The 14,983-nt window shown below is 66.1% G+C and carries 20 protein-coding genes; 15 read left to right on the top strand and 5 right to left on the bottom strand.

The window, feature by feature from the left end:
• Positions 1-3 precede the first annotated feature (3 nt).
• The 11 genes from G6N38_RS05760 to rplO all read left to right on the top strand — a co-directional run bounded on the left by G6N38_RS05760 (position 4) and on the right by rplO (position 5,396).
• Positions 4-882, top strand: coding sequence for a formylglycine-generating enzyme family protein (locus G6N38_RS05760; protein ID WP_163746658.1), 879 nt, complete (start codon positions 4-6; stop codon positions 880-882).
• Positions 883-1,141: 259 nt separating this feature from the next.
• The gene (gene rplN / locus G6N38_RS05755; protein ID WP_014814254.1) at positions 1,142-1,510 is read left to right on the top strand and encodes a 50S ribosomal protein L14; all 369 of its coding nucleotides are present in this window, start codon (positions 1,142-1,144) and stop codon (positions 1,508-1,510) included.
• Positions 1,511-1,828, top strand: coding sequence for a 50S ribosomal protein L24 (gene rplX, locus G6N38_RS05750; RefSeq protein ID WP_163746657.1), 318 nt, complete (start codon positions 1,511-1,513; stop codon positions 1,826-1,828).
• A gap of 2 nt (positions 1,829-1,830) precedes the next feature.
• Positions 1,831-2,394 carry a 50S ribosomal protein L5 gene (gene rplE / locus G6N38_RS05745; protein WP_163746656.1) on the top strand — a complete coding sequence of 188 codons (564 nt, stop codon included), beginning with the start codon at positions 1,831-1,833 and terminating at the stop codon, positions 2,392-2,394.
• Between the two features lie 4 nt (positions 2,395-2,398).
• On the top strand, positions 2,399-2,584 hold the full coding sequence (locus G6N38_RS05740; protein ID WP_083736047.1) for a type Z 30S ribosomal protein S14: 186 nt from the start codon (positions 2,399-2,401) through the stop codon (positions 2,582-2,584).
• Positions 2,585-2,672: 88 nt separating this feature from the next.
• Positions 2,673-3,071 (top strand): 30S ribosomal protein S8, encoded by a 399-nt coding sequence (gene rpsH, locus G6N38_RS05735; RefSeq protein WP_163746655.1) that lies wholly within the window; start codon positions 2,673-2,675, stop codon positions 3,069-3,071.
• A gap of 13 nt (positions 3,072-3,084) precedes the next feature.
• A complete protein-coding gene (rplF, locus tag G6N38_RS05730) occupies positions 3,085-3,624 on the top strand; it encodes a 50S ribosomal protein L6 (protein WP_163746654.1) in 540 nt (179 codons plus the stop codon).
• Positions 3,625-3,627: 3 nt separating this feature from the next.
• Positions 3,628-4,035 (top strand): 50S ribosomal protein L18, encoded by a 408-nt coding sequence (gene rplR, locus G6N38_RS05725; protein WP_163746653.1) that lies wholly within the window; start codon positions 3,628-3,630, stop codon positions 4,033-4,035.
• A gap of 22 nt (positions 4,036-4,057) precedes the next feature.
• Positions 4,058-4,762, top strand: coding sequence for a 30S ribosomal protein S5 (gene rpsE, locus G6N38_RS05720; protein ID WP_246227728.1), 705 nt, complete (start codon positions 4,058-4,060; stop codon positions 4,760-4,762).
• A gap of 2 nt (positions 4,763-4,764) precedes the next feature.
• Complete coding sequence (gene rpmD, locus G6N38_RS05715) at positions 4,765-4,956, top strand: 50S ribosomal protein L30 (protein ID WP_163746652.1); 192 nt, start codon at positions 4,765-4,767, stop codon at positions 4,954-4,956.
• The gene (gene rplO / locus G6N38_RS05710; RefSeq protein WP_163746651.1) at positions 4,953-5,396 is read left to right on the top strand and encodes a 50S ribosomal protein L15; all 444 of its coding nucleotides are present in this window, start codon (positions 4,953-4,955) and stop codon (positions 5,394-5,396) included. The genes rpmD and rplO overlap by 4 nt, the downstream gene beginning before the upstream one ends.
• A gap of 59 nt (positions 5,397-5,455) precedes the next feature.
• Here rplO and G6N38_RS05705 read toward each other — a convergent pair whose 3' ends face one another.
• Positions 5,456-6,382, bottom strand: coding sequence for an LLM class flavin-dependent oxidoreductase (locus tag G6N38_RS05705; RefSeq protein WP_163746650.1), 927 nt, complete (start codon positions 6,380-6,382; stop codon positions 5,456-5,458).
• Between the two features lie 59 nt (positions 6,383-6,441).
• Here G6N38_RS05705 and sppA point away from each other — a divergent pair, with 59 nt between their 5' ends.
• A complete protein-coding gene (gene sppA / locus G6N38_RS05700; protein WP_163746649.1) occupies positions 6,442-8,274 on the top strand; it encodes a signal peptide peptidase SppA in 1,833 nt (610 codons plus the stop codon).
• On the opposite strand, the gene G6N38_RS05695 is transcribed toward sppA, so the two are convergent.
• Genes G6N38_RS05695 through G6N38_RS05680 form a run of 4 tightly spaced genes read right to left on the bottom strand, consistent with a single transcriptional unit; the run spans position 8,255 to position 11,958 of the window.
• Positions 8,255-9,169 carry a class I SAM-dependent methyltransferase gene (locus G6N38_RS05695; protein WP_163746648.1) on the bottom strand — a complete coding sequence of 305 codons (915 nt, stop codon included), beginning with the start codon at positions 9,167-9,169 and terminating at the stop codon, positions 8,255-8,257. The two genes, sppA and G6N38_RS05695, sit on opposite strands and share 20 nt — an antisense overlap.
• Positions 9,169-10,098, bottom strand: a complete 930-nt coding sequence (locus G6N38_RS05690) for a class I SAM-dependent methyltransferase (protein ID WP_163746647.1) — start codon at positions 10,096-10,098, stop codon at positions 9,169-9,171. The genes G6N38_RS05695 and G6N38_RS05690 overlap by 1 nt, the downstream gene beginning before the upstream one ends.
• 7 nt (positions 10,099-10,105) lie before the next feature.
• Positions 10,106-11,041 (bottom strand): class I SAM-dependent methyltransferase, encoded by a 936-nt coding sequence (locus tag G6N38_RS05685; RefSeq protein WP_163746646.1) that lies wholly within the window; start codon positions 11,039-11,041, stop codon positions 10,106-10,108.
• Positions 11,038-11,958 carry a class I SAM-dependent methyltransferase gene (locus G6N38_RS05680; RefSeq protein ID WP_163746645.1) on the bottom strand — a complete coding sequence of 307 codons (921 nt, stop codon included), beginning with the start codon at positions 11,956-11,958 and terminating at the stop codon, positions 11,038-11,040. Before G6N38_RS05680 ends, G6N38_RS05685 begins: the two co-directional genes overlap by 4 nt.
• 286 nt (positions 11,959-12,244) lie before the next feature.
• Here G6N38_RS05680 and secY point away from each other — a divergent pair, with 286 nt between their 5' ends.
• Genes secY through map form a run of 3 tightly spaced genes read left to right on the top strand, consistent with a single transcriptional unit; the run spans position 12,245 to position 14,916 of the window.
• On the top strand, positions 12,245-13,570 hold the full coding sequence (secY, locus tag G6N38_RS05675) for a preprotein translocase subunit SecY (protein ID WP_163746644.1): 1,326 nt from the start codon (positions 12,245-12,247) through the stop codon (positions 13,568-13,570).
• Entirely contained in the window at positions 13,567-14,112 is a 546-nt protein-coding gene (locus G6N38_RS05670) for an adenylate kinase (RefSeq protein WP_163746643.1), read from the top strand. The genes secY and G6N38_RS05670 overlap by 4 nt, the downstream gene beginning before the upstream one ends.
• Before the next feature lie 6 nt (positions 14,113-14,118).
• The gene (gene map, locus G6N38_RS05665) at positions 14,119-14,916 is read left to right on the top strand and encodes a type I methionyl aminopeptidase (RefSeq protein WP_163746642.1); all 798 of its coding nucleotides are present in this window, start codon (positions 14,119-14,121) and stop codon (positions 14,914-14,916) included.
• The last annotated feature ends 67 nt before the right edge of the window (positions 14,917-14,983 follow it).

Here is a 14,983-nt window from a genome sequence, read left to right as displayed (position 1 = left end):
TCCATGCTCACCGAGCTTGTCGAGGTGCCCGGCGGGTCGTTCCGGATGGGGTCGACCAGCTTCTATCCCGAAGAAGCGCCGATCCACACCGCGACCGTCGGCGCCTTCGGCATTGAGCGGCACCCGGTGACCAATGCCCAGTTCGCCGAGTTCGTCGCCGCCACCGGCTATGTCACGATCGCCGAGTGCCCACTCGATCCGGCGCTGTATCCGGGTGTCGCCGAGGCTGATCTGCAACCCGGAGCGCTGGTGTTCCGGCCGACGCCTGGCCCGGTGAACCTGCAGGACTGGCGGCAGTGGTGGGACTGGGCGCCGGGTGCGTGCTGGCGTGCACCGTTCGGGGCCGGCAGCGACATCGCCGACAAGCCGGATCACCCCGTCGTCCAGGTGGCCTATCCCGACGCGCTCGCGTATGCCCGCTGGGCGGGCCGGCGGCTGCCGACCGAGGCCGAGTGGGAGTACGCGGCCCGGGCGAACAGCACCACCGCCTACGCCTGGGGCGACGATCAGAAGCCCGGGGGAGCGTTGATGGCCAACACCTGGCAGGGGCGCTTTCCCTATCGCAACGACGGCGCACTGGGCTGGGTGGGGACCTCGCCGGTCGGGATTTTCCCGCCGAATGGCTATGGGTTGCTCGACATGATCGGCAATGTCTGGGAGTGGACCACCACGCAGTTTTCTTCTCACCACGTGCTGGGCGAGCAGAATTCGTGCTGCCCGCCGTCCACCAAACCTGATCCGGCGGTGAACCAGACCCTCAAGGGCGGGTCGCATCTCTGCGCCCCGGAGTATTGCCACCGGTACCGGCCGGCCGCCCGTTCGCCACAGTCGCAGGACAGCTCGACCACCCACATCGGCTTCCGGTGCGTGGTGGACTCCTGATCCCCGCCCAGCCACCTAAACAATGCACTCACCACTTGACTGTGCATCGCTCTCTGGGTCGATAACTGCAGCCTCGGCGAGGCGGGAGAAGTGCGAGGATTTGGAGCTTTTCCGCTCGTCACCTAGTATTTAGGGGTTGCCTAGGGCAGACCTCGGTTATCTCCACGTGAGAAAACCCTGCGTGCTCTTTAGGTGACAAAGACCGCGCACGTCAGGTCGGTATCTGCCGTGCACACAGTAACCAGGTCGAGGAGATCTAGTGATTCAGCAGGAATCGCGGCTCAAGGTCGCCGACAACACGGGCGCCAAGGAGATCTTGTGCATCCGTGTTCTGGGTGGCTCGTCGCGGCGCTACGCCGGTATCGGCGATGTGATTGTGGCGACCGTCAAGGACGCCATCCCCGGTGGCAACGTCAAGCGCGGTGACGTGGTCAAGGCCGTCGTCGTGCGCACCGTCAAGGAGCGCCGCCGGGCAGACGGCAGCTACATCAAGTTCGACGAGAACGCCGCCGTCATCATCAAGAACGACAACGATCCGCGTGGCACCCGCATCTTCGGCCCGGTCGGCCGTGAACTGCGCGAAAAGCGCTTCATGAAGATCGTCTCGCTGGCACCGGAGGTGTTGTAAATGAAGGTCAAGAAGGGCGACACCGTGCTGGTCGTTGCCGGCAAGGACAAGGGCGCCAAGGGCAAGGTCCTGCAGGCCTTCCCGACCCGTAACCGGGTGCTCGTCGAGGGCGTTAACCGCATCAAGAAGCACACCGCGCAGTCGGCCAACGAGCGTGGCGCGTCCTCGGGCGGCATCGTCACGCAGGAGGCACCGATCCACGTCTCCAACGTGATGGTCGTCGACTCCGACGGCAACCCGACCCGCATCGGCTACCGCGTGGATTCCGAATCCGGCAAGCGGGTTCGCATTTCCAAGCGCAACGGCAAGGACGTCTGACGATGACAACCGCAGAGAAGGTTCAGCCCCGGCTGAAGCAGCGCTACCGCGAAGAGATCAAGGCGGCGCTCAACAACGAGTTCAACTACGCCAACGTCATGCAGATCCCCGGCGTGGTCAAGGTCGTGGTCAACATGGGTGTCGGTGACGCCGCCCGCGACGCCAAGCTGATCAACGGCGCGGTCAACGACCTCGCGCTGATCACCGGCCAGAAGCCCGAGATTCGCAAGGCCCGCAAGTCGATCGCGCAGTTCAAGCTGCGCGAGGGCATGCCGATCGGCGCGCGGGTGACCCTGCGCGGCGACCGCATGTGGGAGTTCCTCGACCGGCTGGTGTCGATCGCGCTGCCGCGTATCCGCGACTTCCGCGGTCTGAGCCCCAAGCAGTTCGATGGCCACGGCAACTACACCTTCGGGCTCTCCGAGCAGTCGGTGTTCCACGAGATCGACGTGGACTCGATCGACCGGCCCCGCGGCATGGACATCACGGTCGTCACTTCGGCGACGAACGACGACGAAGGTCGAGCGCTGCTGCGCGCGCTGGGCTTCCCCTTCAAGGAGAACTGAGCAGATGGCAAAGAAGGCACTGGTCAACAAGGCCAACAAGAAGCCGAAGTTCGCCGTGCGGGGCTACACCCGCTGCAACAGGTGCGGGCGTCCCCATGCCGTGTACCGCAAGTTCGGCCTGTGCCGTATCTGCTTGCGTGAGATGGCGCATGCCGGCGAACTGCCCGGCGTGCAAAAGTCCAGCTGGTAACAGACCCCTACAGAACAGGTGCGCAGCAGGCCCCCAAGGGAATCGACCCGAGTGGGAACCGCTGCGAGGAAGGTAGACAGGCCCAGTCATGACCATGACGGACCCGATCGCAGACTTCTTGACACGTCTGCGCAACGCCAATTCGGCGTATCACGACGAGGTGACCCTGCCGCACAGCAAGATCAAGGCGAATATCGCCGAGATCCTCAAGCGCGAGGGCTACATCAACGATTTCCGGACCGAGGATGCTCGGGTCGGCAAGTCGCTGGTTGTTTCACTCAAGTACGGCCCCAACCGCGAGCGCAGTCTCGCCGGGTTGCGCCGGGTGTCCAAGCCCGGTCTGCGGGTGTACGCGAAATCCACCAATCTTCCGCGAGTGCTCGGCGGCCTGGGTGTGGCGATCATCTCCACATCCTCCGGCCTGCTGACCGACCGCCAGGCGTCCCGACAGGGCGTGGGCGGCGAAGTCCTCGCTTACGTGTGGTGAGGGAGACTTAAACATGTCACGCATTGGAAAGCAGCCGGTGGCGATTCCCGCCGGTGTAGATGTGACGATCGACGGCCAGAACGTGTCGGTCAAGGGCCCCAAGGGCACGCTGCAACTGGCGATCGCTGAGCCGATCTCCGTAGCGCGCAACGACGACGGCGCCATCGTGGTCAGCCGGCCCGACGACGAGCGGCGCAGCCGCTCGCTGCACGGGTTGTCGCGCACGTTGGTGTCCAACTTGGTGACCGGTGTGACCGAGGGCTACACCACCAAGATGGAGATCTTCGGCGTCGGTTACCGCGTGCAGCTCAAGGGCAGCAACCTCGAGTTCGCGCTCGGGTTCAGCCATCCCGTGATCATCGAGGCTCCGGAGGGCATCACCTTCGCGGTGGAGACGCCCACCAAGTTCTCGGTCACGGGTATCGACAAGCAGAAGGTCGGCCAGATCTCGGCCAACATCCGTCGGCTGCGTCGCCCGGACCCGTACAAGGGCAAGGGTGTGCGCTACGAGGGTGAGCAGATCCGCCGCAAGGTCGGAAAGACAGGTAAGTAAGCCATGGCTCAAGCACAGAAGGCAGCCACCGATCGCACTCCGGTCGGTACGAGTGTCTCGGCCGCGCGCCGGGTTTCGCGCCTCCGTCGGCACAACCGGCTGCGCAAGAAGGTCGTCGGCACCGCCGAGCGGCCGCGCCTCGTGGTCAACCGCTCCTCGCGGCACATCCACGTGCAGCTGGTCAATGACGCCGAAGGCATTACGGTCGCCGCGGCCTCGTCCATCGAGGCCGACGTCCGTGCGGTCGAGGGCGACAAGAAGGCGCACAGCGTGCGGGTCGGTCAGCTGATCGCCGAGCGCGCCAAGGCCGCCGGTGTCGACGCTGTCGTGTTCGACCGCGGTGGCAACACCTACGGCGGCCGGATCGCGGCGCTGGCCGATGCCGCCCGCGAGAACGGACTGAAATTCTAATGACTTACAACGGAAGGACCGCATGATGTCGGAGCAGAGCGCAGCGCCGGATACCGGCGCACCCTCGGCCGGCACCCGGACCGACGTGCAGCGCGGCGGACGTGACGATCGCGGTGGCCGAGGCCGCCGCGACGATCGTGGAGACCGTGGCGGCCGCGGCGGTCGCGATGGCGGCGAGAAGAGCAATTACCTGGAGCGCGTTGTCACGATCAACCGTGTTTCCAAGGTGGTCAAGGGTGGTCGTCGGTTCAGCTTCACCGCACTGGTGATCGTCGGCGACGGCAACGGACTGGTCGGCGTCGGCTACGGCAAGGCCAAAGAGGTTCCGGCCGCGATCGCCAAGGGTGTGGAGGAAGCGCGCAAGAACTTCTTCCGCGTCCCGCTGATCGGTGGCACCGTCACCCATCCCGTGCAGGGCGAAGCTGCGGCCGGTGTCGTGATGCTGCGTCCGGCCAGCCCCGGTACCGGCGTCATCGCCGGTGGCGCGTGCCGTGCCGTGCTGGAATGCGCTGGCGTGCACGACGTTCTGGCCAAGTCGCTGGGCAGTGACAACGCGATCAACGTGGTGCATGCCACCGTTGCCGCGCTGAAGCTGCTGCAGCGTCCCGAAGAGGTGGCCGCCCGTCGCGGGCTGCCGATCGAAGATGTTGCGCCGGCCGGAATGCTGCGCGCGCGTCGGGAAAGCGATGCGCTGGCTGCTGCAGCCGCGCGTGAAGGAAGCGCATAACCATGGCAGACCTGAAGATCACCCAGGTGCGCGGCATCGTCGGTGCCCGCTGGAAGCAGCGTGAGAGCCTGCGGACCCTGGGGCTGAAGAAGATTCGCCAGTCGGTGGTTCGCGAGGACACGCCGCAGACGCGCGGCCTGATCAACGCCGTGCACCACCTCGTCGAAGTAGAAGCGGTTGAGGCAAAATCATGAGCGTCATCAAGCTGCACGACCTGAAGCCGGCTCCCGGCTCCAAGACCGCGAAGACTCGCGTCGGTCGCGGTGAGGGCTCCAAGGGTAAGACGGCCGGTCGTGGCACCAAGGGCACCAAGGCCCGCAAGAACGTGCCGGTGACCTTCGAGGGCGGGCAGATGCCGATCCACATGCGGCTGCCCAAGCTCAAGGGTTTCCGTAACCGGTTCCGCACCGAGTACGCCGTCGTCAACGTCGGCGACATCAACAAGGCCTTCCCGCAGGGCGGCACCGTCGGTGTCGATGAACTGGTGGACAAGGGCCTGGTTCGCAAGAACGTGCTCGTCAAGGTGCTCGGCGATGGCAAGCTGACCGCCAAGATCGACGTCACCGCTCACAAGTTCAGCGGCAGCGCCCGCGAGGCCATCACCGCCGCAGGCGGTTCGGCCACCGAGCTCTGAGCTAGTACTCAAGAAAGAGGTCCCCGCACGCACTGCGTGTCAGGGGGCCTTTTTCGTTGCTAACTCAGTTGCGGAATCACTTCGGCGGCAAGGCGTTCCATCTGCTCGCGATCCTCGGCGACGTTCGCACCGGTCGGGTTCAGCAGCAGAGTCTGCGCGCCCGCGTCGATCACCTCACGCAGCCCGCGGACAACCTCTGCCGGGGTGCCTGAGACGGGGACCGCGTCCACCCCCGGCATCGTCCCGTAGATCCGGCGCAGCCCCGCGAGCACCCGCTCCCGTGCCGTGGCGCTGTCATCGTCGACGATCAGGTACACCCGCTTGCCGACCCGGAATGTCGCCGGATCCTTGTCCTGCGCGGCCAGCTCGGTGCGCAATGTCTGTACCGCCGTCGCGAAGTTCTCCGTTGTCGACGATCCCGCGCCCATGAATGCATCGCCGTGCCGGACTGCCCGGGCGATCGCGCGAGGAGCGTTGGCGCCGAACCAGATCGGCGGGTGTGGCCGCTGCACCGGCTTGGGTGAGATCGGCAGATCGTCGACATGGCGGAATCGGCCGTGAAAGGTAACCCGCGGATCATCGGACCACGCCGCCTTCATCAACTGCAGGCCCTCGGTGAAGCTGCTGATGAAGGTGTCGGGGTCGACGCCGAAGGCTTGGAATTGACGCCGTCCGCCACCGGGTGCGACGCCGAGCTCGAGGCGGCCGTGGCTGAGCCGGTCCACCGCGGTGATCGAGGAGGCCAGCTGTAGCGGGTCGTGCAGGGAGGTGATCAGCACCGCCACCCCCAGCCGCAGTGTCGTGGTGCCCGCCGCGGCCCAGGACAGCAGCTCCAGCGGAGCGATCAACGGCGCAGGCCCGATCACCTGCTCCAGCGTCCAGCCGCCCTCGAAGCCGAGCTCCTCGGCACGGACCAGGTAGCTTCGCAGCGCCTCGCCGTCGAAGCCGTCGACGTCGAATTGCGGTATCGAGATGGAGTACCTCACCCCTCCACCGTACGAGCGTGCCGGCCGGCGCCGCTCCCAGCGCCGGTAGCCTCGACGGTATGTTCGCCTTTCTGCCCGCCGTCCCGGGCGCCGACGACATCCGCGACGCGCTGCGCCGCATCGACACCGCCCGGCATCACGGAGTGCCCGATGGCTGCGTCCTGGAGCTCGACCTGCAGGCCGTTCCGCCGGAGGTCAGCGGGTTCGACCCGCTGACCTTCATCACCGGTGGCGGCCGGACGATGCTGCTGCGCGATGCCGTCGCTGCGATCCATCGCGCCGCCGAGGATCCGCGGGTCGCCGGACTGATTGCGCGCGTCCAGCTTTCGGCAGCACCGCCCGGCGCGGTACAGGAGTTGCGGGCAGCCATCGCCGCGTTCACCGAGGCGAAGCCGTCGCTGGCCTGGGCCGAGACCTACCCGGGCACGCTGTCCTATTACCTGGCCTCGGCATTCTCCGAAGTGTGGATGCAGCCCACAGGCACCGTCGGCCTGATCGGGTTCGCCACCAATGCGCTGTTCCTGCGCGATGCACTGGGCAAAGCCGGCATCGAGGCCCAGTTCGTCGCCCGCGGCGAATACAAGTCGGCGGTCAACATGTTCACCCAGGACCACTACACCGACGCCCACCGCGAGGCCGATGCCCGGCTGATCGCCAGCCTGCACAGCCAGGTGTGGCAGGCCATCGCCGAGTCGAGGCATATCGAGGTCGCGGCCGTCGACGAACTGGCCAACCGCGCGCCGCTGCTGCGCGACGACGCGATCGCCGGCCACTTGGTCGACCGCATCGGATTCCGTGACGAGGCCTACGGTCGCATCGCCGAACTGACTGGCACTCAATCTATTCCCGGGTCGTGCCCTCCGGAAGGTGTTACACCCGAGACCGGTGACGCCGACTCCGACGACAACGCTCCGCCGCGGCTGTTCCTGTCCCGCTACGCGCAGGTTCGCAAGAGTGCGCCCATGCCGCCGCTGCCGTCCGTCCCGGGTCGCAAGAAGCGCCCGAGGATCGCGGTGGTCACGGTCGCGGGGTCGATCGTCAGCGGCCGCGGCGGCCCGCAGGGGCTTCCGTTCGGGCGCTCCAGTGCCGGCGGCGACACCATCGGTGCCGCGCTGCGGCAGGTCGCTTCCGATGACGATGTGGCCGCTGTGGTGGTGCGGGTGGACAGTCCAGGCGGGTCGGTAACCGGATCGGAGACCATTTGGCGGGAAGTGACGCGGGTGCGCGCCAAGGGCAAGCCCGTCGTCGCCTCGATGGGTGCGGTGGCGGCTTCGGGCGGCTACTACATCGCGATGGGGGCCGATGCCATCGTCGCCAACCCGGGCACCATCACCGGCTCCATTGGCGTGCTGACCGGCAAGCTGGTGGCTCGTGAACTCAAAGAGCGACTCGGGGTCGGGTCGGACAGTGTGCGGACCAACGACAACGCCGATGCGTGGTCGGTCAACGCGCCGTTCACCCCAGAGCAGCAGGCTCTGGTGGAGGCCGAGGCTGACCTGTTCTATAGCGACTTCGTCCAGCGGGTGGCCGAGGCGCGGCACATGTCGGTCGAGGCGGTCGACGCGGTGGCCCGTGGCCGGGTGTGGACAGGTGCCGATGCTCTGGAGCGTGGGCTGGTGGACGAACTCGGTGGGCTGAGGACGGCGGTGCGGCGGGCCAAGGTGCTCGCCGGAATCGACGTCGACGCCGAGGTCGACCTGGCCAGTTATCCCGGTTCGTCATTGCGGGACTTCTTGCGCCCCAAACCCTCTTCGCAGCCTGCGGCTGCGTCGTTGCCCGATGCCGTCACGGCGTTGCTCGGGCAGTCGGTCAGCGGATTACTGGATCAGGGTCAGCGGGCGCTGAGCGGCACCAGCCTGTTGTGGCTGGGGTTCAATCCAGAGTGGCACTGACGTAGACGATTTCGCCGAACGGGTCGTTGTCGTCGTGTTCGGGGGACGCGGGCAGGCCGAGGCGCCGGAATAGCTCATCGCCGGGGGTGCCGGTGACATCCCAGCCCTTGCTGTCCAGGTAATCGATCACGTGGCTGCGTGGGCCGGGATAGACCAGCGACCCCATATCGAGATCCAGGCCCTGATCACGGGCCTTGGCCGTCATCTCGGTGGCCTTCGCGGGGTCGAAATCCATGATGCCGGGCACGTATTCGGTGGCTACGGCGCTGCCGGGCGCACTCAGCGAAGTGATGGTGTCGAACAGCTGGTCCTGTGCCTCGGGCGGCAGGTACACCAACAGTCCTTCGGCCACCCATGCGGTGGGTGCTGTCACGTCGAAACCGGCTGCACGCAACGCTGCGGGCCAGTCCTCGCGCAGGTCGATGCCGATGGTGTGGCGTTGTGCGGTGGGCTGGGCGCCGAGATCCTCGAGCACGCTGGTCTTGAATTCGATCACCTGGGGCTGGTCTATCTCGTACACCGTCGTGCCTGCCGGCCATGGCAGCCGGTAGGCGCGTGCGTCCAAGCCCGATGCCAGGATCACCGCCTGCCGGATCCCGCGGTCGGTCGACGAGATGAAGTAGTCGTCGAAGAACTTGGCGCGCACAGCCATTCCGTCGATCATGGCCTGCACCCGTTCGGGAGTCACATCGTCGAATAGTGACCCGTCGAGTTCTCCGTCGATCATTTTGATGAAGAAGTCGATGCCGACGGCCCGGACGAGGGGATCGGCGAACGGATCATCGATCAGGTGGCGGGGATCTTTGGTGGCCAATGCGCGCCCGGCCGCGACCATCGTCGCAGTCGCGCCCACGCTGGAGGTCAGGTCCCAGGTGTCATCGTTGGTGCGTGCCATCAGTTCTCCCGTGCGCGGGTCGCGGTCAGATAGCCGGTCGTGTCACTGAACTGCACCAGCGTCTCGTCGTCGGGCATCTCGAAACCGTTGGCGGCATACGATTCCCGGGTGGTCTGGGTGCTGATCCGCCAGCCGCGCTCGCTCAGATAGTCGCCGGCCGCATTCCGCTCGCCGTCATAGAACAAGGCCGGCAGGTCGATATCGGAGCCGATCTGCGCCGAGTATTTCTTGAATCGGTCGCGCCAGCTGTCCGGCAATGTCATTCCCGCAGCCATGAATTCGGTGGCGAAACGGCTGTCCGGGGCCGACAGTGCGGTGATGTTGTCCAGTAGGCGATCCTGTGCCTCCGGCGGCAGATAGATCAGTAGTCCCTCAGCGATCCAGGCGGTCGGCTGGTTGACGTCGAAACCGTTCTCCTGCAACGCTGCCGGCCAGTCGTCGCGCAGGTCGACGCTGATGGCCCGTCGCTCGGCGGTGGGGGACACGCCGAGGTCGGCCATTACGCGGGTCTTGAACTCGATGACCTGAGGCTGGTCGAGTTCGAACACCACCGCGCCAGCCGGCCAGCTCAGCCGGTAGGCGCGGGTATCCAGCCCGGAGGCCAGGATCACGGCCTGGCGTACGCCGTCGCGGGCCGCGTTGGTGAAGAAATCGTCGAAGTAGCGCGTCCGGACCGCGATCTGCTCGGTCATCCTGCGTCGGTTGAGCATCGGGTCGTCCTCGACGGTCGCCTCACCGTTGGCCACCCGGATCAGCGATTCCACGCCGACCGCCTTGACCAGGGCGTCGGCGTACGGGTCGTGGATCAGTGCGTCCGGCCCCTGGGAGGCCAGCGCGCGGGACGCCGCCACCGACGTCGCGGTGGCGCCGACACTGGACGCCAGGTCCCAGGTGTCGCCGTCGTATCGGATCGATTGGGTCTCGCTCATGGTGGTGCTACTTCCGGGTTGCGGTGACGGAAACGGAGTTCCGTAGTGATTCGGTCAAGTTGGTCTCGGGGAAGGGCCGTCCGTACGCCGCGAACAGTTCGGCGCGCGCTTGAGAGCCGACCTCCCAGCCCTGCCCTTCGAGATAACCGATGACAGGGTTCCGCTCCCCGGCATAGAACAGGTCGGCCATGTTGAGCTCCAGCCCCCGTTCCCGCCACTGGTCGCTGATCGCCTTGGAGCGGGCAGCCAGACCGCTGCCGCCATCGGGGTGGTACTCGGTGGCCAGTCGGCTTCCCGGCGCCGACAACGCGGTGATGTTGTCGAAGAGCCGGTCCTGGGCCTCCGGGGGTAGGTAGACGAGCAGCCCTTCGGCGCTCCACGCAGTCGGCTTTGTGTCATCGAAGCCGTGGGCCCGTAAGGCCGCCGGCCAATCCTCACGCAAGTCGATGCTGACTGTGCGGAGATCGGTGGTGGGGGAGGCGCCCAGTGCAGCCAGTGTCTCGGTTTTGAATTCGATGACCTTGGGCTGGTCGATTTCGTAGACCACGGTCCCGGCCGGCCAGTCCAGCCGGTACGACCGGGAGTCCAAGCCGGACGCCAGGATGACGGCCTGGCGCACTCCCGCCTCTGAGCCTGATGTCGCCGGCCCAGCGGCTCCGGTCGCATTCAGGAAGAAGTCGTCGAAGAAGCGGGTTCGCACCGCCATGACGTCCGTCATCACCCGGGCGGTGCCCTCGGTGTCGGTGGCCGCGATGTCGATGTCGCCGTCAACCATCTTGGTGAAGACGTCGATGCCGACGGCGCGGACCAGGGGTGCGGCGAACGGGTCGTCGATGAGTGCGTTCTCTTCGCGGCTGGCGACCGCGCGGGCGGCGGCCACCATGGTGGCGGTGGTCCCGACGCTGGTGGCCAGGTCCCAGGTGTCAGAGTCGCTGCGGCTCATCGGGCACCGCCGTAGCTGGCGCTGATGTAGTAGAGCTTGCCCATCGGTTCGTCTGAGCCGAAGGTCGCTCGTTGGCCGGCGGCCAGCAGATCGTTGACCGGGGCGGCGCTGACGTTCCAGCCGTGGCCGGTGAGGTAAGCGGTGGCCTCGTTGCGCTCACCCAGGTACACCAGGCTGCCGAAGTCGAGGTCGAAGCCGTTTTCGCGCCAGTGCGCCGAGATGGTCTCCATTTGTTCGCGCGACTCTTCGCTCTCCTCCGGATTCGACGGCGGTGCGGTGTCGATGGCGATCCGGCTGCCCGGCGCGGACAAGTCGGTGACGGTGTCCAGCAGGCGGTCCTGGGCGTCGGGGGGTAGATAGCCCAGCAGGCCTTCGGCGCTCCAGGCGGTGGGCGCCTCGGGGTCGAAGCCGGCTTCACGCAGCGCGCTGGCCCAGTCGTAACGCAGATCCATCGCCACGGTGCGGCGGTCACAGGTCGGCGTGGCGCCCTGTTCGGCCAGGGTCTGGGTCTTGAACGCGATGACGTCTGGCTGATCGATCTCGAAGACGACCATGCCGGCCGGCCAGTCCAGCCGGTAGGCGCGGGAGTCCAGCCCGGAGGCCAGGATGACCACTTGTCGGACCCCGTCCTCGGCGGCTCCATGGAAGAACTCGTCGAAGAACTTCGTCCGCACGGCCATGTTGTCGGTCATCCGGGTCACGCCCATGGCGGTCTGGTCGTTAGGGGTGGGGAGGTCTCCGCCGGCCATTTTGATGAAGAAGTCGATACCGACGGCTCGCACCAGTGGTTCGGCGAAAGGATCGTCGATCAGGGGTTCGGTCTCCCGGCTCGCCGCGGCGCGGGCGGCGGCGACCAGGGTGGCTGTGGCTCCCACGCTGGATGCTAAATCCCAGGTGTCGTTATCGGTACGCGTCATTCCTTGGCCCTTAACTTCCGCAACTTATACTTAGCTTGTATAACCACTAGCGACTGTACGCGATTCCCACTGAGCGTCGGCTGTGAGCGCGGGCCGACTTGGGCTGTGCCGATTTGAGGATTGCCGCCCTGCCTGGGCCAACTGTTACTCTCGTAGACTGTTTGAGCGCGCGATGCTCCAGGGGGAAAACCTGGCGGCGATCGGTGCAAGGCAGGATTACCCGAACGCTGGCCAGACCAGCCCCATTGGCACGCTGAGACTCCCGTCCGGCTGCCCAGGAGGAAGAGTGCTCTCGGCTTTCATCTCTTCGCTCAGGACGGTCGACCTGAGGCGAAAGATCCTGTTCACCCTGGGTGTTGTGATCCTGTACCGGGTCGGCGCATCGCTGCCGTCCCCCGGGGTCAACTACAAGAACATCCACCAGTGCATCGAGCAGGTCTCCGGTGGCAGCGGGGGGCAGATCTATTCGCTGATCAATCTGTTCTCCGGCGGCGCGCTGCTGCAGCTGACGGTGTTCGCGGTGGGCGTAATGCCCTACATCACCGCCAGCATCATCGTGCAGCTGCTGACGGTGGTGATTCCCCGCTTCGAGCAGCTGCGTAAAGAAGGTCAGGCCGGCCAGGCCAAGATGACCCAGTACACGCGCTACCTGGCGATCGCACTGGCAATCCTGCAGGCCACCAGCATCGTGGCGCTGGCCGCCAACGGTGGCCTGCTCCAGGGCTGCTCGCTGGACATCCTCCAGAGCACCAGCATCTTCTCCCTGGTGATCATCGTGCTGGTGATGACCGCGGGCGCCGCCCTGGTCATGTGGATGGGCGAGCTGGTCACCGAGCGTGGCGTCGGCAACGGCATGTCGCTGATGATCTTCGCCGGCATCGCGGCCCGGATCCCCGCCGAGGGCAAGAGCATCCTGGACAGCCGCGGTGGCCTGATCTTCACCGCCGTCTGCGTGGCAGCCCTGGTGATCATCGTCGGCGTGGTCTTCGTCGAGCAGGGCCAGCGCCGGATCCCGGTGCAGTACGCCAAGCGCATGGTGGGCCGCCGGATGTACGGCGGCACGTCGACGTATCTGCCGCTGAAGGTCAACCAGGCCGGCGTCATCCCGGTCATCTTCGCCTCGTCGCTGATCTACATCCCGCACCTGATCACCCAGCTGATCCAGAGCGGCCGAACCACCCCGAGTAACGGCTGGTGGGACCGGTTCGTCGCCAACTATCTGACCAACCCCGCTGATCCCGTCTACGTCGGCATCTACTTCGGTCTGATCATCTTCTTCACGTACTTCTACGTGTCGATCACGTTCAACCCCGACGAACGTGCCGACGAGATGAAGAAGTTCGGCGGCTTCATCCCCGGTATTAGGCCGGGTAAACCCACCGCCGACTACCTGCGTTACGTGCTTAACCGGATCACCCTTCCCGGCTCGATCTACCTGGGTGTGATCGCCGTTCTGCCGAACGTCTTCCTGCAGATGGGCAGCGGCGGCGGTGTCCAGAACTTGCCGTTCGGCGGTACCGCGGTTCTGATCATGATTGGCGTCGGTTTGGATACGGTCAAACAGATCGAGAGCCAGCTGATGCAGCGCAACTACGAAGGGTTCCTGAAGTGAGAATCGTTTTGCTTGGTCCGCCCGGCGCGGGCAAGGGAACTCAGGCCGCTGACCTGGCCAAGAAACTCGGTATCCCGCATATCTCCACCGGGGACCTGTTCCGGCACAACATCAGCACCGGCACCGACCTGGGGCTGGAAGCAAAGAAGTATCTCGACGCCGGTGACCTGGTGCCGGCCACTTTGACCAATGCGTTGGTCGACGACCGGCTGGACGCCGATGACGCCGCCGGCGGCTTCATCCTGGACGGGTTCCCCCGGTCGGTGGAGCAGGCCGAGGCGCTCAAGCAAATGCTCAACCGCCGCAACCTCAAGCTGGATGCCGTGCTCGAGTTCCGGGTGCCCGAGGACGAGCTGGTCGCCCGTCTCATGAGCCGCGGCCGGGATGACGACAAAGAGGACATCATCCGCAACCGGTTCAAGGTCTACCGCGACGAGACCGCCCCGTTGCTGGACTACTACAGCGACGAGCTCAAGACCGTCGACGCCGTCGGCAGCACTGACGAGGTGTTCGCCCGGGCGCTGCTGGCTCTCGGTCACTGACGCTCGATGGTCTCGCTGCCCGGTCTGCGCAATCGCAAAACGGTTCCTGCTCGCACACCGGGTGAACTGGAGGCGATGGCCGCTGCCGGGGCAGTGGTGGCCGCCGCGCTGCGTGCTGTCCAGGCGGCCGCGGCACCTGGGGTGTCGACCAAGGATCTTGACGACGTCGCCGAATCGGTGATCCGGGGAGCCAACGGTATCCCGTCGTTCCTGGGCTACCACGGCTATCCGGCCAGCATCTGCTCGTCGGTCAATGACCGTGTGGTGCACGGCATTCCGATGCCCGAGGAGAAGCTCGCCGCCGGTGACCTGGTGTCGATCGACTGCGGTGCGATCATCGAGGGCTGGCACGGCGACGCCGCCGTCACCTTCGGCATCGGCACCTTGATCGCCATGGATGAGGCGTTGTCCATGGCGACGAAGCAGTCCATGGAAGCCGGTATTGCGGCCATGATCCCCGGTAACCGGCTCAGTGACGTCTCCCATGCGATCGAGAACGGCACCCGCGCCGCCGAGCGCGCGTACGGCCGGCGGTTCGGGATTGTTGCCGGCTACGGCGGACACGGCATCGGCCGGCAGATGCATATGGACCCCTTCCTGCCCAACGAGGGCGAGCCTGGCCGCGGACCGCTGCTGGTTGCCGGTTCGGTACTGGCGATCGAGCCGATGCTGACTCTGGGCACCACCAAGACGCGGATCCTGGCCGACGAATGGACCGTCGTCACCTCCGACGGGTCCCGGGCGGCGCACTGGGAGCACACCGTCGCGGTCACCGACGACGGCCCGCGAATCCTCACCGCCTGATCTGCGCCGACTCCCTGCACGAAATCGCCACCATGGCTGTTCCTCGGCCTGGATCACGACCCTGACG

It is taken from the genome of Mycolicibacterium helvum (assembly GCF_010731895.1).
GTDB lineage: Bacteria > Actinomycetota > Actinomycetes > Mycobacteriales > Mycobacteriaceae > Mycobacterium > Mycobacterium helvum.
The sequence above is the reverse complement of the archived record's forward strand: the minus strand, read 5'-3'. Positions and strand labels throughout refer to the sequence as shown.

Coding starts and splice junctions, on each gene's coding strand:
- G6N38_RS05695 (WP_163746648.1), bottom strand. CDS start 9,169: ATGGCACGCACCAACGATGACACCTGGGACCTGACCTCCAGCGTGGGC.
- rplR (WP_163746653.1), top strand. CDS start 3,628: ATGGCTCAAGCACAGAAGGCAGCCACCGATCGCACTCCGGTCGGTACG.
- rplE (WP_163746656.1), top strand. CDS start 1,831: ATGACAACCGCAGAGAAGGTTCAGCCCCGGCTGAAGCAGCGCTACCGC.
- rplO (WP_163746651.1), top strand. CDS start 4,953: ATGAGCGTCATCAAGCTGCACGACCTGAAGCCGGCTCCCGGCTCCAAG.
- rpsE (WP_246227728.1), top strand. CDS start 4,058: ATGATGTCGGAGCAGAGCGCAGCGCCGGATACCGGCGCACCCTCGGCC.
- map (WP_163746642.1), top strand. CDS start 14,119: ATGGTCTCGCTGCCCGGTCTGCGCAATCGCAAAACGGTTCCTGCTCGC.
- G6N38_RS05685 (WP_163746646.1), bottom strand. CDS start 11,041: ATGAGCCGCAGCGACTCTGACACCTGGGACCTGGCCACCAGCGTCGGG.
- G6N38_RS05760 (WP_163746658.1), top strand. CDS start 4: ATGCTCACCGAGCTTGTCGAGGTGCCCGGCGGGTCGTTCCGGATGGGG.
- rplF (WP_163746654.1), top strand. CDS start 3,085: ATGTCACGCATTGGAAAGCAGCCGGTGGCGATTCCCGCCGGTGTAGAT.
- G6N38_RS05740 (WP_083736047.1), top strand. CDS start 2,399: ATGGCAAAGAAGGCACTGGTCAACAAGGCCAACAAGAAGCCGAAGTTC.
- sppA (WP_163746649.1), top strand. CDS start 6,442: ATGTTCGCCTTTCTGCCCGCCGTCCCGGGCGCCGACGACATCCGCGAC.
- rplX (WP_163746657.1), top strand. CDS start 1,511: ATGAAGGTCAAGAAGGGCGACACCGTGCTGGTCGTTGCCGGCAAGGAC.
- G6N38_RS05680 (WP_163746645.1), bottom strand. CDS start 11,958: ATGACGCGTACCGATAACGACACCTGGGATTTAGCATCCAGCGTGGGA.
- rpsH (WP_163746655.1), top strand. CDS start 2,673: ATGACCATGACGGACCCGATCGCAGACTTCTTGACACGTCTGCGCAAC.
- G6N38_RS05690 (WP_163746647.1), bottom strand. CDS start 10,098: ATGAGCGAGACCCAATCGATCCGATACGACGGCGACACCTGGGACCTG.
- rpmD (WP_163746652.1), top strand. CDS start 4,765: ATGGCAGACCTGAAGATCACCCAGGTGCGCGGCATCGTCGGTGCCCGC.